The following is a 15357-nucleotide window of genomic DNA, read 5'->3' as shown; positions in this document are numbered from 1 at the left end:
CCCGGCCGCACCACCCTTGGTACGCAGCGTCGGTGCGTCACACGCGGAGCACGGCTACGAGCGGCCCTCTCCTTCCTCCGGGCGATCGCTGGGACGGTCGTTCCGGGGTGCGGCCGAGCCGGCCGTGACGCCGCCGTCGACGACGATGGTCTGGCCCGTGACGTATCCGGACAGCGGACTGATCAGCCAGGCGGCCGCGTTGGCCACCTCCTCGCAGGTGCCGAGGCGGCCCAGCGGGGCCCGGTTGGCCCGCTGGGCCAGTTTGCCGGGGTCGGTGTAGAGGTCGCGGAGCATCAGTGTGTCGGTGGATCCGGGGCTGACCACGTTGACCCGGATGCCGTCGCCCGCGTACTGCAGCGCCGCTGATTTGCTCAGGCCGATGACGGCGTGCTTGGTCGCCGAGTACACCGGGCTCTGGGCGTGGCCGATGTGCCCGGCCACCGACGCGCAGTTCACGATGGAGCCGCCGCCCGTGGTCAGCATGGCCCGGGTCTGGCCGCGTACGCACGCCCAGACGCCGCGGAGGTTGGTGGCGACGACGCTGTCGAAGTTGGCGGGGGTGTCCTCGTGCAGCGGGCCGAACGCGCCGAAGGTGCCCGCGTTGTTGAAGGCCCCGTCCAGTCGGCCGAACCGGGCGATCGTGTCGGCGACGCGGGCTTCCACCTGCTCGGGGTCGGCCACGTCACAGGGCGCCACGAGGTGGGCCTCCGGCGGCAGGCCGGCGGCCGACTCCCGCAGGGTCTCCGCGGTGCGGCCCACCAGGACCACGCGCGCGCCGAGCCGCGCGAACAGCCGGGCCGCCGCCCGTCCGATCCCGCTGCCCGCTCCGGTGACCATGACCACGCGGTCGGTGAGTTCCAGGCTCATCGATGTCCAGCTCTCCGTTCTCGTTCCTCAGATGTGCAGTCCGCCGTTGACGTCGATGACCGTGCCGGTGGTGTAACCGGAGTCCTCGTCGCACAGGTGGCAGACGATGCCCGCGGCTTCCGCCACGGTGCCGAAGCGGCCGGCCGGGATGTGGCTGACTCTGTCGGCGGTCCATTGCGCGGGCTTGTCCTGCCAGGCCCCGCGGATGCGTTCGGTGCCGATGACCCCGTGGGCGACCGCGTTGACCGTGATGCCGTGCGGGGCCAGTTCGAAGGCGCACTGCTTGGTGAACCCGATGACGCCCGCCTTCGCCGCGACGTAGGCGGCGTTGCTGAAGCGGGTGTAGGTGCGGCCCGCCACCGACGCGAGATTGACGATGCGGCCCCAGCCCGCCGTGATCATCGCCGGCGCGCAGAGCCTGGTCGCGTTGAACACGCTGCCCAGGTTGTGCGCGACCGCCGTCTGGAGGTCGGCCTCGGTCAATTCGGTCAGTGGGCGTCCCCGGGTGTCGCCGCCCACGCCGTTCACGAGGACCTCCGGTCTGCAGTCGTCCGGCAACGAGGTGAGGGCCGACTCCAGCGCCCGGGCGTCGGTGACGTCGACGACCAGGGGATCGCACGCCAGCCGGTCACCGAGCTCGTCCGCGACGCGGTGCACCGCCTCGGGGTCCTTGTCCAGCAGGACGAGCCGCATGTTCCGGCCGGCCAGGCCGCGCGCGACCTCCGCGCAGATGCCGCTGCCCGCGCCCGTCACCAGGGCCACGCGCTGTGATCGTGCTGTCATCGGTTCCTCCGCCAGCCGCTGTCCGGTCGCCATGTCGCCAGACACCGCGTGTGCCGCAGCAGTGCCTCGGTGGGTTCGATGCCGATGCCCGGCCCGGCCAGGGGCATCACCCGGTGCCGGACCCTGTCGACCGAGAACGCGGGCCGGGTCAGCCGGTCGGGGAACCATTCGTCGCCCCGGCCCGCCTCGACCGTCTGCCACAGCCCCCACTCGGTGGCCAGTGCCCGGCCCGCCGCCCAGAGCGGTCCGACCTCGGCGACGTGCACGCCCAACTGGCAGCCGACGCCGAGTTCGTCGGCCCTCGCGGCCAGCCGGGCCGCGGCGAACAGACCGCCGCACTTCGACAGCCGTACGTTGATGTGGTCGGCCGCACCGGTGTCGACGGCGGTGTGCAGGTCCGCCGGCCCGGTGCACGACTCGTCGAGCATGACCGGCAGTCCCGTCCGCTGCCGCAGCCGCGCCAACTCGGGCCAGGAACGCGGCGCCAGGGGCTCCTCCACCCACGCCACCCCGGTGAGTTCGCCCCCGACCCGCTCGGCCTCCGCCGGGGACCAGCTTCCGTTGACGTCCAGCGAGACGCGGGTGCCGGCCGGTAACCGGTCGCGTGCCGCGGACAGCCGCCGGGCGGCATCGGCGGGGTCCGCCACCTTGATCTTCACGTGCCGCAGCTTCGCCAGGGCCCGCGGCCCGAGGTCGTCCAGCGTCGAGGCGACATCGCGGGAGAGGTGGATCACCAGGCTCACGCTCGCCGGCCCGGTCCGGTGCAGCCGCGCGGGCGCGCCGAGTACGCGCAGGGCGTCGGCCAGCGGCCGGTCGAAGCGCCTGCACACCGCGTCGAGCAGGGCGATCTCCACCGCGGCCGCGGCCGACGGCCCGTCGACGAGCTCCGGCAGGTCCAGCGCGGCGACGGACGCGACGGTGCTGTCGAACGTACGCCAGTCGATGCGGTCGGCGAGCGCGGCGAGGTCGCACGCCTGCACTGCTTCGGCCGTGCTCTCCAGCGTCTCGCCCGTGACGTAGCCGCGCGGGGCCCCCTCACCCCACCCCCGCACCCCGCCCACCCGCAGCTCGACCAGGACGGACTCCGACCGGCGGCGCGAGCGGGTGGCGTGGTCGAACGCCGTGGCCATGGGCACCGTCGCGGTGTGCAGTCGCACGTGGCTGATCACGCGGCCTCCCCGACGCGAGCTGCCAGCCAGTCCCAGTACGCGGTCCTGGCCGTGGTGAACTCCAGATAGTGCCGGTCGGTCCCGAAGACTTCCGCACGGGCCTCGGGCGCCAGTCGGCCCAGCGCCGAGCGCGCGGCGGTCAGGTCGATGATCGGGTCGTGGGCCGGCAGGGCCAGGTCGACGGGGAGCGCCGTCAGCGGCCTCGCGTCGGTGTAGCGGTCCTCTAGGCGCACCAGCGTCGCCTGTGTGGCCGACGTGATCTCACGCAGCATCAGGGGATCCCGCTCCAGGAACGCCCGGTATCCGGGCAGGTCGGTGTAGTCGCCGTCGGCGAGCCCGACCGGCTGGGCAGCGGGCCCGGTCCGGGCGCGGCGGTCATCGAGGGCGGCCGGCGCGTGGCGTGCGCGCTGCTGCCCCAGCGCCGGCGCACACAGGATCAGCCTGCGCACCGGCAGTTCGTGGCCGCACCACAGGGCCGCCAGCACGCTGCCGCCCATGCTCTGCCCCAGGGCGGCGAGACCCCGGCCGCCCACCTCGGCGGCCACGACGCGCAGCGCCTGCGCGTAGTCGTCCAGGACCTGCCCGGCCGACGGCAGGTGCCCGCGAAGCCCCCCGCTGCGTCCGGAGCCCCGGCGGTCCAGCGCGTAGACGTCGATGCCGCGCGCGTTGAGCTCGGGCCCGGTCTCGTACAGCCAGCCGGCGTGGCTCTGGATGCCGTGGATGTAGAACAGCGCCGCGGTGGCCCCGGGCACCGTCCACCGGTGCAGGGCGAGCGCGGTGCCGTCGGCCGCGGTCAGCATGGTGATGCCAGGCATGTCCCTCCCCCTTCAGTACCGGACGAGGTTGACGTCCGGGTCGAGCCGGACGTCGACCAGGAGCGGGCCGTCGAGTGTCGGCACGAGCTCCCCGACGGCGTCGATCTCCTCGGCCTTGCGGACGGTCAGCGCCCGCGCGCCCATGACCGTGGCCAGGTCGGCGAGGTCCGGCCAGGCGAAGGCCGAGTGGGCCGGGTCGTAGCCGTGGTTCTTCAGCTTGTAGTGCTCGGCGCCGTAGGCCCCGTCGTTGAGGACGAGCACGACGATCGGCAGTTTCTGGCGCACCGCGGTGGTGAGCTCCGCCAGGTGCATCATGAAACCGCCGTCTCCGACGGTGGCGACCACGGGCCGGTCCTCGCCCGCCATCGCCGCGCCGATGGCCCCGGCCAGACCGAGCCCGATCGAACCGAACGCGCCCATGACGGTGAAGTGCAGCGGGTCCGCCACCCGCAGATAGGGCCAGACACCCACGTCGAACCGGCCGATGTCACTGACCACCGTGCGCCGTTCGGGCAGCACCCGGTCCAGACGGATCATGGCCGAGCGGATGTCCACGGTGTCCGGGCCGCTGAGGTCGGCGAAGTCCTCCTGCGGCGAGTAGGCCGCCATCGCCTTCTCGATCCGCTCGGCCCAGTGACGCTTCCCGGCGGCCGGAAGCACCTCGTCCAGCAGCGAGTTCATCGCCTCCGCGGTCAGCCGGGCGTCCCCGGCCACGCATTCGTCGACCGGCGTGTACGAGCCGAACCGCGCCGGGTCGATGTCCACGTGCACGACCTTCTTGCCCCTGAACAGGTCGCCGTTGAGCGCGGTCCACATGTTGAGGCCGGCGCCGAAGGCGATCACGCAGTCGGACTCGGCGATGGCCGCGCCCGCGACGCTGTGCGCGAGGCTGCCGAAGATGCCGATGTCGCGCGGGTGACCGGCGAACAGCTCCTTGGCCAGCACGGTCGTCGCCAGCGCCGCGCCGAGGCGGTCGGCGAGGCCCATCAGACTGTCCCGTGCCCCCGAGGTGGCCGCGCCGTGCCCGGCCAGGATCAGGGGACGCTGCGCCGAGGTGACCAGACCGAGCGCGCGGTCCAGCGCCTCCGGGAGCGGCCCCGCCGCGGCCGGCGGCGCCAAGGGGAGCGCCACCGGCGCCTGCTCGCCCGCCTCCGCCTGCATGAAGGCGATGGGAATGTTCAGCACGACCGGCCGCCGCTCGGCGACGATCCGCCGCAGCGCCCGGTTGAGGTCGCGGACGAGCGACGCGGGCTCGTAGACCTTCTCGTAGCCGGCGCCCGCCGCGGCGGTGGCGGTCTCGATGTCGAAGTGGTGGAAATGGCTGGGCACCGGCGGCGGGTCGCCCGTGATCAGCAGGACGTGGCTGCGGTTGCGGACGGCTTCGACCAGTGAGGTCAGCGTGTTGGTGAACGCGGGCCCGTGCGTCACCGAGGCCATGCCGACCTTGCCGGACATGCGGGCGTAGCCGTCGGCCATGGCGACCGCGCCCGCCTCGTGGGTCACCGCGACGAAACGCCCTCCGGTGTCCGCGAACGCGGGCAGGTAGAGCAGGTTGGCGTTGCCCATCAGCCCGAAGACGGTGTCGACGCCATGCCGGGCCAGCGCATCCGCCAGCGCTTGGAAGACCTTCATCCTTGTCCTTCGATCGTGGTGGGCGCGAGCCAGCCGGGCTCGTCGCGGTCCACCGGGGCGAGAGCCGGTGCCGGTGCGCCCCGCAGCAGGGAACGCAGGTGGTTGCCCGTGATCAGCACGGTGGTGCCCGCACAGGTCTGTTCGACGACCATCCGCCGGGCGCGGACCTGTGGATGCCGCACCACCTGGGTCAGATCGTGCAGGGGGGCGGCCGGGAGCCCGGCGGTCGCCGCCGCCTCGACGACCACGGAGACCGGGCCGCCGGCCTCGGGCAGCGGCCGGTCCGTGTCGGCGATGACCGTCCCGTCCTCCGCTTCCACCAACTGCGGTGCCCCTGCCGGAACGTCGTCGAACCACCGGTCCTGGGTCGCCCACACCGCCGCGTCGAACAACGCCACGTCGGCGGCGGCCCCCGCGCCCGTGCGCAGGCGGACGTAGGACGCCACGGTGGCGGCCGCGGCGGCCAGATAGGCCCCCAGTACGTCCGCGCTGGAGACCGGGGTGCGTTGTGGCGTGCCGGTCGCGCCGCCCACCAGGTGCATCACCCCGGATTCGGCCTGGATCACCGTGTCGACGCTGCGGTCGGCCGCGGCCAGGCCGTGGCCGGTCACCGCGCAGTGCACGACGGCGTGCCGGGGGAGTATCTGCTCCGGCGCGATGCCGCCCGCGGCGAGGGTGTCGGCCGCGAGGTTGGTGAGCAGGATGTCGGAGTCCGCGATCAGCCCGTCGAACGTGCTCCGGTCGCCGGGATCGCCCAGGTCGAGTCGGCAGGAACGTTTGCCCGCGTTGTTGACCACGTACAGATAGCCGACCGAACCGACGCGCTGGGCCAGGTGCCGGGAGCCCTCGCCCTGCGGCGGCTCGACCTTCAGTACGTCGGCGCCCAGTTGCGCGAGCAGCCGGCCCGCGTGCGGTCCGGCCGTGTAGGAGCCGACCTCCAGCAGCCGGACCCCTCTCAACGGCGGGCTCCCGCGCGGGATCGGCTCCCACAGGCGGCCCTGCCGGGGGCGTGATCCGGTGGTGTGCACGGTCGGCACCAGCGAGCGCAGCGGACTGCCGGGCTCGCCGAGCGGGTCGGTCGTCAGACCGCGTCGCCGGGCCGCGGTGCTGCGCCGCACGTCGTCGGCGGTCGCGATCCGCGCGGACGGAATGCCCTTCGCACGCAGCAGGGCCACCAGGGTGTCGGCCTGGTGGCCGGCGGTCCACTCGCCGAGGACGGCGTCGAGCTCGTCGGCGTGCCGCACGCGGGCGGCGGTGTCGGTGAAACGGGGGTCGTCGACGAGCTCCGGCCGTCCCGCGAGCGTTGCCAGCCGCCGCCACATCGTCTCGCCCATGGTGCAGACGACCACGGGGGCGTCACGGCAGGGGTAGATGTTCCAGGGAGCGGCCATGCCGTGCCGGTTGCCCGTGCGTCGTGGCGGACGGCCGGCGAGGGCGACGCTCGGCAGGATGGTGCCGACATGGGTGAGGAGACTGTCGAACTCTGCGATGTCCCAGTAGTCGCCACCGGCGCCGCGCGTACGACCGATGAGCTGGGCGGTGACGGCGATCAGGCCGGACAGCGCGGCGGTGCGGGAGGCGAGGCCGACGGTGGAAGTGACTGTGGGTCCCCCTTCGGCACCGGTCGCCGCAGTCAGCCCGGCCAGTGACTGAAGGGTCCGTTCGGTGGCCGGCGCGTCACGTAAGGGGCCGGTGAGACCGAACGCGCTCAGCCGCACCGTGACCAGCTCGGGGTACGCATCGAGCAGTCCCCGGGGATCGAGTCCGCGTGCGGCGAGGTGATCGCCGCCCCGAGCGTCGCACACCAGCACATCGGCACCGTCCAGCAGCCGGTCCGCCTCGTCCCATCCGGCCGACGGTGCCAGGCCGGTCCGCAGCCAGCGCTCGAACCCTCCTGTGGGCGGCGGGCGTTCGCCCACGGGGATCGCCCGGGCCCCGAGATCCACGAGCAGTTTGACCAGCAGCGCGGCCGTGGTGTCATGGCCCGCCGCGATGACGGTGATGCCGTTCAACGGCTGTGCCGTTGTCATTCAAGCCCCCCTCGCACCGCCTGCATCCGCCCTTGCACGGTCCGGCATCGCCTCGCACGGCGCGCAGCCGTTACCGTCGCCGTCGGCTGTGACGCAGTCCTTGCCTGCCTTGCCGGATATCGCATCGGCGGGTCCGTCCGGCCGCCGGCGGTCTCTCGTCGGATCAATGATTTCGGTACCGGTCGGCATTCGCCCGACCGGTCGCCGGGCGGCTTTCCGTTCATCCGGTCCCACATGATCACGTCGGGGGCGACCGTATCACCGGTGTCACTGTCGAAACCACTGTCGGATTCGAGGGATCGGCATCGGGCGGCCGTACCTCAAGGTGGCACGGCAATCAACAAGGTCCAGCGAAAGATTGCGTATGACCGCATCTTTTTGTGGATTGCAGGAAGCTGCCAGGTGACCGATTTAGTCCGACAGATATGCATTTTTAGAGCTCCGTCGTGTGATCCGCGTCACGTTGAACATGAGTTGACGCAAGATCTTTTCCGCTGGCACTCTGATCGAGAAGTTGCTTCTGGAAGATGCATGAATAGCGGCCGTTAATTCTGCCGCAATCTGGAAGGGGCGTACGGGGGATGTTGTTTTCGAGTTCTTTCTGTGGATCGATCTGATGGCGGAACGCCACGTTTCCGAGCTGTCCGGTGGTGATCCGTCGGCGAATGCGCCAAAAACTGTTGAGGTAAGCGATAACGCCTTATCCGGGGCGGTGCGCCATGAAGGCCCCATCGTCGTCATAGGCGTCGCGGGCCTGTCGGGCCACGACGCCGGGGCGGCCCGGGACGCCGCGGACGAACAGGCCGCGGGCGACCGGATGGTGGAGGCGGCACGGGCGGCAGTCGAACAAGCGGGCCTCGGTCTGGACGTGCTGCGGGAAGGCCGTACAGCGGTGGTCACCGGCGCGGGAGGCCGGGCCACCGGCTTCTCCGGCCGGATCGCCGCCGCCCTCGGCCTGACCGGTGCGTCGATCTCCCTGGACATCACCGACGCACCCGCACTGACCGCCCTTCACCTCGCGGCCCAGTCGTTGCGCTCGGGCGAGTGCTCCTACGCGCTGGCCGGTGCCGAACTGGACGACGGCGTCGGTGCGTTGCTGCTGACCCATGAGTCCGGCCTGGCCTCCACCGGGGCCTCGGCGCTCGCCGTGGTCAGCGGCTCGGCCGTGGGTCACGCCCCGGCACAGGACGACCGGGCGCGGGTGATCGGTCAAGCGCTCAAGGCTGCCTGTCTGGGGCCGGACGAGACCGCGACCCAGTCGGTCGGCGGGCTGGCCGGAGTGATCGAAACCGTGCTCGCCGGGCTTACCGGCGATTCCGAACGCTCCGGAGGTCCCGGACCGCGGCGACCCACGGGTGTATCGGAGTTCGGCGCCGACGGCACCGCCGCGCATGTGGTCCTGGACGACCCCCGCACCATGACGGACCGGACCCAACTTCCCTGGGTGGTCTCTGCCTTGAGCCCACAGGCCCTCCAGGCAAGGGCCGCGAGCCTGGCCGTCCACCTCGACGCCGCACCGGCCGCACCCGCCGATGCCGCCCACACGCTGCTGACGGTCCCGCCCGCCCGCCACCGGGCGGTCGTCGTGGGGGCCGGCCGGGCCGCGATGCGCCAGGGACTGCGGACGCTCGCCACCGGCGGCGACGCACCCCACCTCGTACGCGGCACCGCGAGCGGGTCACGACGCCCTGTGTTCGTCTTCCCCGGACAGGGTTCGCAGTGGATCGGCATGGCCGTCGAACTGCTCGACTCCTCCGAGGTCTTCCGCGACAGCGTGCACGCCTGCGCCGAGGCACTGTCCGAGTTCGTCGACTGGTCGCTGATCGACGTGCTGCGCGAGGCACCGGGCGCGCCACCACTGCGCCGCGTCGACGTCCTGCAGCCCACGCTGTGGGCGACGATGGTCTCGCTGGCCGAGGTCTGGCGCTCGTACGGAGTGGAACCCGCGGCCGTGGTGGGGCACTGCTACGGGGAGATCGCCGCCGCCCAAGTGGCGGGCGGTCTGGACCTGCGCGACGCCGCGCGGCTGCTGGCGCGGCGCAGCCGCGCATGGCTGCGGCTGGTCGGCAAGGGCACCGTGATCTCGGTCGGCACATCCGCCCAGGACATCACCAGCCGCATGACGGCCTGGCCCGACGCGGTGGAGCTGGCCGCGGTCAACGGCCCGCGATCGGTGGCACTGTCGGGACCGCCCGACGCGCTGGACGGCATCGTCGCCGAACTCACCGCACAGGGCGTCTACGCCAAGCGGATCCCCGGCGTCGAGACCGTCGGGCACTGCTCCCAGGTCGACACGCTGCGCGAACACCTGCTGGAGGTACTCCGGCCGGTCTCGCCGAGGAGTTCCGTCGTTCCGTTCCATTCCACCGTGGACGGCGAACAGCGGGACACGGCAACGCTGGACACGGACTACTGGTACCTCAACACCCGCAGCCAGGTGCGGTTCCACGACGCCGTACGGTCGCTGCTCGTCGCCGGGCACCGGACGTTCATCGAGGTCAGCCCGCATCCGTTGCTCGGCATGTCCATCGAGGACACGGCCGCCGAGCTCGGCATAGGGGACGTGGCCGTGCTGGGCACGCTACGACGCGGCCAGGGGGACACCCACCGGGTGCTCGTCTCCGTGGCCGAGGCGTACGTCCGTGGCGTCGACGTCGACTGGTCCCCCGCCTTCACCGGAACGACCCCCCGGCGGATCGACCTGCCGGCTCTCGTGGACTTCACCACCGATGCCGAAGCGTCCTGGACGGACCGCGTCAGGGCGCTGCCCGAGGCCGACCGGGCGGACGCCGTGGCAGACCTCGTCCGCCGCGCGCTCACCGAGGTGCTCGCATCGGGCTCCACCGATGTCTTCGAGGCCGATACCGCGTTCAAGGAGATGGGCCTCAGCTCGCTGAGCGCCGTTCAACTGCGCAACAGGCTCAGGGAATTCACCGGACTGCATCTGCCCGCTACGATCGCCTTCGACCATCCCACCCCCGCCGCGCTGGCCCGCCATCTGCGGACCACGCTCTTCGAGAACACCGAGGGCCGACAGCATCCGGAGCGTCCCGAGGTCGCGCTCCTGGCGGCCCTGGAACAGGCCGACTCGGCACTGGAGCGGCTGTCGGCCGACAGCGACTTCGCCGGGCAGATCGAGGAACGTCTGAAGTCCCTGACGGACAGGGCCAAGAGGATGGGGCACGCGGCCCCGGAGGACTCCGCCGCCGACCGGTTCGCTTCGGCCGACGACGACGAGATGTTCGCCCTCATCGAAGAGCGGTTCGGCATCTCCTGAGCCACCCCGCACACCACACACCACACACTGCACACCACACACCACCGCAGATTCCTGGCGTCGTTTTCCCGACCCCTCAGAGCACTCGCCGAACCGAACGAACGGTGCCGGTGGCTGTAGGAGTCCGCAGTCAGTTCCGTGTCGTCACCGCGCGGTTCCCGCGTCGGTCATACGTAGATCCCCGCAGATCCCACCAGTCCTGAAGGCAGTCTCCCATGGCACATGAAGACAAGCTTCGCTACTTCCTCAAGCGGGTCAGCGCCGAGCTCGACGAGGCGCGGCAGCGGGTGCGTGAGCTGGAGGACGGCGAGCGCGAGCCGATCGCGATCGTGGGGATGAGCTGCCGTCTGCCCGGTGGCGTGGGATCGCCGGAGGAGTTCTGGGAGCTCCTCGACGCGGGTGTGGACGCGGTGTCGGAGTTCCCGGAGGACCGCGGCTGGGACGTGCCGAACCTCTTCGACCCCGACCCGGACGCTTCCGGCAAGTCCTACGTGCGGGAGGGCGGCTTCCTGCACGGCGCGGGCGAGTTCGACGCCGGGTTCTTCGGGATCTCGCCGCGCGAGGCACGGGCGATGGATCCGCAGCAGCGGTTGCTGCTGGAGTGTTCGTGGGAGGCGATCGAGCGGGCCCGGATGGACCCCCGCTCGCTGCACGGCAGCCGCACGGGCGTCTTCGCCGGTTCCAACTGGCAGGACTACAACACCCTCTTGCTCGGAGCGGACGAGCGGTCGCAGAGCTACCTGGCGACCGGTGCCTCCGGCAGTGTCCTCTCCGGACGGATCTCCTACTCGCTGGGCCTGGAGGGTCCGGCGATCACCGTCAACACGGCGTGCTCGTCCTCCCTGGTGGCCGTTCACCTGGCGGCGCGCGCCTTGAGGTCGGGGGAGTGCGACCTGGCCCTGGCCGGCGCCGTCACGGTGATGTCGACGCCGCAGCTGCCGGTGGCCTTCTCCCGCCAGCGGGGGCTCGCCCTGGACGGACGCTCCAAGGCGTTCTCGGACTCTGCCGACGGAATGGGCTTCGGTGAGGGTGTGGGCGTGCTGGTGCTGGAGCGGCTGTCGGCCGCCCGGCGGAACGGCCACCACGTACTGGCGGTGGTGCGGGGTTCGGCGGTGAATCAGGATGGTGCGTCGAATGGTCTGACGGCGCCGAACGGTCCGTCGCAGCAGCGGGTGATCCGGGCGGCGTTGGCGAGTGCGGGGTTGGGGCCGTCCGATGTGGATGTGGTCGAGGCACATGGCACGGGGACGCGGTTGGGTGACCCGATCGAGGCCCAGGCGCTGCTGGCTACGTACGGGCAGGACCGGGATGTCGAACAGCCCTTGTGGCTGGGGTCGGTGAAGTCGAATATCGGTCATGCGCAGGCTGCCGCTGGTGTGGCCGGTGTGATCAAGATGGTCATGGCGATGCGGGCCGGTGTGTTGCCGAGGACGTTGCACGTGGAGGAAGCGTCGTCCGAGGTGGACTGGTCGTCGGGTGCGGTGCGGTTGTTGACCGAGGCGCGGGACTGGCCGGTGGTGGAGGGCCGTCCGCGGCGGGCGGGGGTGTCGTCGTTCGGTATCAGCGGGACGAACGCGCACGTGATCATCGAGGAGGCCCCGGTGGTCGAACCGCTGGTGGGAGAGCCTGCCTCGGGCGTGGTGCCGTGGGTCGTCTCGGGGCGTACGGAAGACGCGCTGCGCGAGCAGGCGGGGCGGTTGGCTTCGTTCGTGTCGAGTCGGGCTGGTATGAGCCTGGCTGATGTGGGTTGGTCGTTGGCGTCGACGCGGAGTGCGTTCGAGCGTCGTGCGGTGGTACTCGGATCGGAGCCTGGGGAGTTCGTCGCGGCCCTTTCCGCTGTGGCGGAGGGGCGTTCGGTGGCGAACGCGGTGACGGGTTCCGTGGGTTCCGGACGGCTGGGGTTTGTTTTCGCTGGTCAGGGGAGTCAGCGGTTGGGTATGGGCCGGGGGTTGTATGAGCGGTTCCCGGTGTTTGCGGAGGCGTTTGACGAGGTCTGCGCGGGTCTGGATCCGGGGCTGGGGGATGTGGTCTTCGGTTCGGATGCGGAGGCGTTGGATCGGACGGTGTGGGCTCAGGCGGGGTTGTTCGCGCTTGAGGTGGCGTTGTTCCGGTTGTTCGAGTCCTGGGGTGTGAAGCCTGGCTATCTGATCGGTCATTCGATTGGTGAGTTGGCGGCTGCTCATGTGGCGGGTGTGTGGTCGCTTGAGGATGCGTGCCGGGTGGTGGCTGCGCGGGGCCGGTTGATGCAGGCGTTGCCTGCCGGTGGTGCGATGGCGGCGGTGCAGGCCGACCCCGCGGAGATCGCTGACCTGCTGGGCGATGACCTGGTGGTGGCGTCGGTGAATGCCCCGGGGCAGATCGTGGTCTCCGGGGCTGAGGTTTCCGTCGACCGTGTGGTGGCTGCGGTGAAGGGGCGGGGTGGTCGTGCGCGTCGTCTGGCGGTGTCGCATGCGTTTCATTCGCCGTTGATGGAGCCGATGCTGGAGGAGTTCCGGCAGGTTCTCAAGACGGTGGAGTTCCGTACCCCGACGCTGCCGGCAGTCTCCAACGTGACAGGTACGTGGGTTGACCCGCAGGAATGGTGCTCGCCCGAGTACTGGGTGCGGCAGGTCCGCGAGCCCGTCCTTTTCGCTGACGGTGTGCGTACTCTCCTTGACGCGGGTGTCACGACCTGGGTGGAGCTCGGGCCCGCAGGGGCTCTGACTTCGATGGTCGCTCACTGCGCCGACACCGAACACATCGCCACTGCGGCCGCACTACGCCCCGGTCATGACGATGTATCCACGGTCCTGGCAGCCCTGGCCACAGTCCACGTCAACGGCCACGCTGTCGACTGGTCGCCCTTCTTCCCCCACGCCCGCACCGTCGATCTCCCCACCTACGCCTTCCAGCACCAGCACCACTGGCTTGACGTACGCCCCCTGTTCACCACCTCGACGTCGGGACAGGGCGACGCATGGCGTTACCGCATCGACTGGCGTCGGCGCGTGGCAGGCGGTTCCGGCAGCCTCTCGGGCCGCTGGCTGCTGCTGGTGCCCGAACTGAACCGGCCGGAGCCGTGGACGGTCGGCGCCGAGCAGATGCTGTCCGACTACGGCTGTGAAGTGGTCCGCGTGCAGGTCGGGGCTGCGGAGAACCGGACGGCCCTGGTCGCCGCCGTGCGTGAGGCGGTCGCAGGGCGTCGGATCGACGGGGTCCTGAGCCTGCTGGCGCTCGACGACCGGCCTCACCCGGAGGAGGACGTGGTGTCCGCCGGACTGGTCGCCGTGGCGCACACCGTGCAGGTCTGTGAAGAACTCGGCATCGGGCCGCTGTGGGTCGCCACCCGACACGCTGTCTCCGCCGACGGCGCCGACGGTCCGGCGCAGGCTTCGCAGGCTCAGATCTGGGGCCTCGGCCGGGTCGCCGCCCTGGAGAAGCCGCAGCTGTGGGCCGGGCTCATCGACCTTCCCGCACACGCCGACGACCGTATGCGAGGCCTCGTCGCGGACGTGCTCTCCGCGCCGGAAGCAGAAGACCAACTGGCCGTTCGCGAGAGCGGCGTCCTCGTCCGCCGCATGGTGCGCACCACCGCGCCGGCCACGGCCGAGGGCTGGCAGCCGAGCGGCACCGTGCTGGTGACCGGCGGTACCGGTGGCGTGGGCGCCAACATCGCGCGCCGACTGGTCACACAGGACATCGAGCACTTGGTGCTGGTCAGCAGGCGTGGACCGGAGGCCCCCGGGGCCGCGGCGCTGCTGGAGGAGCTGGCGGCATCCGGAATCCCCGTGACCATCGAGGCATGCGACGTCACCGACGCCGCCGCCGTGCGGAGGCTGATCGAGGCCGTCTCCGCCGACCGGCCGTTGAGCGCGGTGATCCACGCCGCGGGCACGCTGGACGACTGCCTCATCGACGCGCTGACGCCGCAGCGCTTCGCAGGCGCGCTGGACGTCAAGATCAAGGGCGCGCTCAACCTGCACGAGTGCGTCAAGGACGCACATCTGGTCCTCTTCTCCTCGCTCGCCGGGACCACCGGCACCAAGGGCCAGGGCAACTACGCCGCGGCCAACGCCTTCCTCGACGCGCTTGCCGAACAGCGTCGTGCGGAAGGCCTGCCGGCGACCTCGGTCGCATGGGGTGCCTGGCAGGGCGAGGGCATGGTCGCAGACGAGGCCGTCGCCAGCCGGACCCGCCGCTACGGCCTGCCGTTGATGAGCCCGGCGCAGGCCGTCGAGGCCCTGTGGCAGGTCATGGCCGAACCGGGGGCCGCGCACATCGTGGCGGACATCGACTGGCCCCGGTTCGCCGTCGACTTCACCGCGTCGCGTCCGAGCCGGCTCATCGCCGATCTGCCCGAGGTGCGGTCGCTCGGCGACCTCGGCGTGGCCGAGCAGAGCACCGGGATGCTGGACGCGCTGGCCGGGATGACCGAGGCCGAACGCGGACAGGCGCTGCTCGACCTGGTGCAGGAGCTGGTCACCACCGTGCTCGGGCACGACTCACGGGCCCCGATAGGTCCCGACAGTTCTTTCCACAACATCGGCTTCGACTCGCTGACCGCCGTGGAGCTGCGCAACCTCCTCGCCGTCCACATCGGAGTGAAGCTGCCCGCGACCCTCGTCTACGACTACCCGACGCTCGCGTCCCTGGCCGACCACCTACGGGAACACTTGGCCTTCGACGACCCGGACACGGTGGGCGGCCTGTTCGCCGAACTGGACGCGCTGGGTTCGAAACTCGCGGCCGCGGAACTGAGCGAGGACGACCGTTCCCGCGTCACCCGCAGGCTCAAGGAGATGCAG

The 15357-nt window shown here is 71.3% G+C and carries 7 protein-coding genes and 1 pseudogene; 2 read left to right on the top strand and 6 right to left on the bottom strand.

Translation table 11 applies throughout. The features are described from left to right. Positions 1-54: 54 nt before the first annotated feature. Genes FHS38_RS16780 through FHS38_RS16755 form a run of 6 tightly spaced genes read right to left on the bottom strand, consistent with a single transcriptional unit; the run spans position 55 to position 7296 of the window. Positions 55-867, bottom strand: a complete 813-nt coding sequence (locus tag FHS38_RS16780) for an SDR family NAD(P)-dependent oxidoreductase (protein WP_184734373.1) — start codon at positions 865-867, stop codon at positions 55-57. A 27-nt stretch (positions 868-894) separates the two neighbouring features. Continuing rightward, complete coding sequence (locus FHS38_RS16775; RefSeq protein ID WP_184734372.1) at positions 895-1650, bottom strand: SDR family NAD(P)-dependent oxidoreductase; 756 nt, start codon at positions 1648-1650, stop codon at positions 895-897. Next, entirely contained in the window at positions 1647-2819 is a 1173-nt protein-coding gene (locus tag FHS38_RS16770) for an enolase C-terminal domain-like protein (protein ID WP_184734371.1), read from the bottom strand. Before FHS38_RS16770 ends, FHS38_RS16775 begins: the two co-directional genes overlap by 4 nt. Further along, a complete protein-coding gene (locus tag FHS38_RS16765; RefSeq protein ID WP_184734370.1) occupies positions 2816-3634 on the bottom strand; it encodes an alpha/beta fold hydrolase in 819 nt (272 codons plus the stop codon). The genes FHS38_RS16770 and FHS38_RS16765 overlap by 4 nt, the downstream gene beginning before the upstream one ends. A 12-nt stretch (positions 3635-3646) precedes the next feature. Beyond that, positions 3647-5266, bottom strand: a complete 1620-nt coding sequence (locus FHS38_RS16760) for a thiamine pyrophosphate-binding protein (protein WP_184734369.1) — start codon at positions 5264-5266, stop codon at positions 3647-3649. Next, complete coding sequence (locus FHS38_RS16755; protein WP_184734368.1) at positions 5263-7296, bottom strand: CoA transferase; 2034 nt, start codon at positions 7294-7296, stop codon at positions 5263-5265. Before FHS38_RS16755 ends, FHS38_RS16760 begins: the two co-directional genes overlap by 4 nt. Positions 7297-8008: 712 nt before the next feature. On the opposite strand from FHS38_RS16755, the gene FHS38_RS16750 reads away from it, so the two are divergent. Then, on the top strand, positions 8009-10573 hold the full coding sequence (locus FHS38_RS16750) for an acyltransferase domain-containing protein (protein WP_184734367.1): 2565 nt from the start codon (positions 8009-8011) through the stop codon (positions 10571-10573). 215 nt (positions 10574-10788) lie between these two features. Then, a pseudogene (locus FHS38_RS16745) lies at positions 10789-15204 on the top strand (type I polyketide synthase); the annotation flags it as partial. Between the last annotated feature and the right edge of the window lie 153 nt (positions 15205-15357).

It is taken from the genome of Streptomyces netropsis, assembly GCF_014203545.1.
In the GTDB taxonomy this organism is placed as follows: domain Bacteria; phylum Actinomycetota; class Actinomycetes; order Streptomycetales; family Streptomycetaceae; genus Streptomyces; species Streptomyces netropsis.
Note: the sequence above shows the minus strand (reverse complement) of the source record. Positions and strands in the feature narration are given on the sequence as shown.

Bases quoted from the DNA above. Each gene is read 5' to 3' on its own strand.
- FHS38_RS16755 (WP_184734368.1), bottom strand. From the start codon at position 7,296: ATGACAACGGCACAGCCGTTGAACGGCATCACCGTCATCGCGGCGGGC.
- FHS38_RS16775 (WP_184734372.1), bottom strand. From the start codon at position 1,650: ATGACAGCACGATCACAGCGCGTGGCCCTGGTGACGGGCGCGGGCAGC.
- FHS38_RS16780 (WP_184734373.1), bottom strand. From the start codon at position 867: ATGAGCCTGGAACTCACCGACCGCGTGGTCATGGTCACCGGAGCGGGC.
- FHS38_RS16765 (WP_184734370.1), bottom strand. From the start codon at position 3,634: ATGCCTGGCATCACCATGCTGACCGCGGCCGACGGCACCGCGCTCGCC.
- FHS38_RS16760 (WP_184734369.1), bottom strand. From the start codon at position 5,266: ATGAAGGTCTTCCAAGCGCTGGCGGATGCGCTGGCCCGGCATGGCGTC.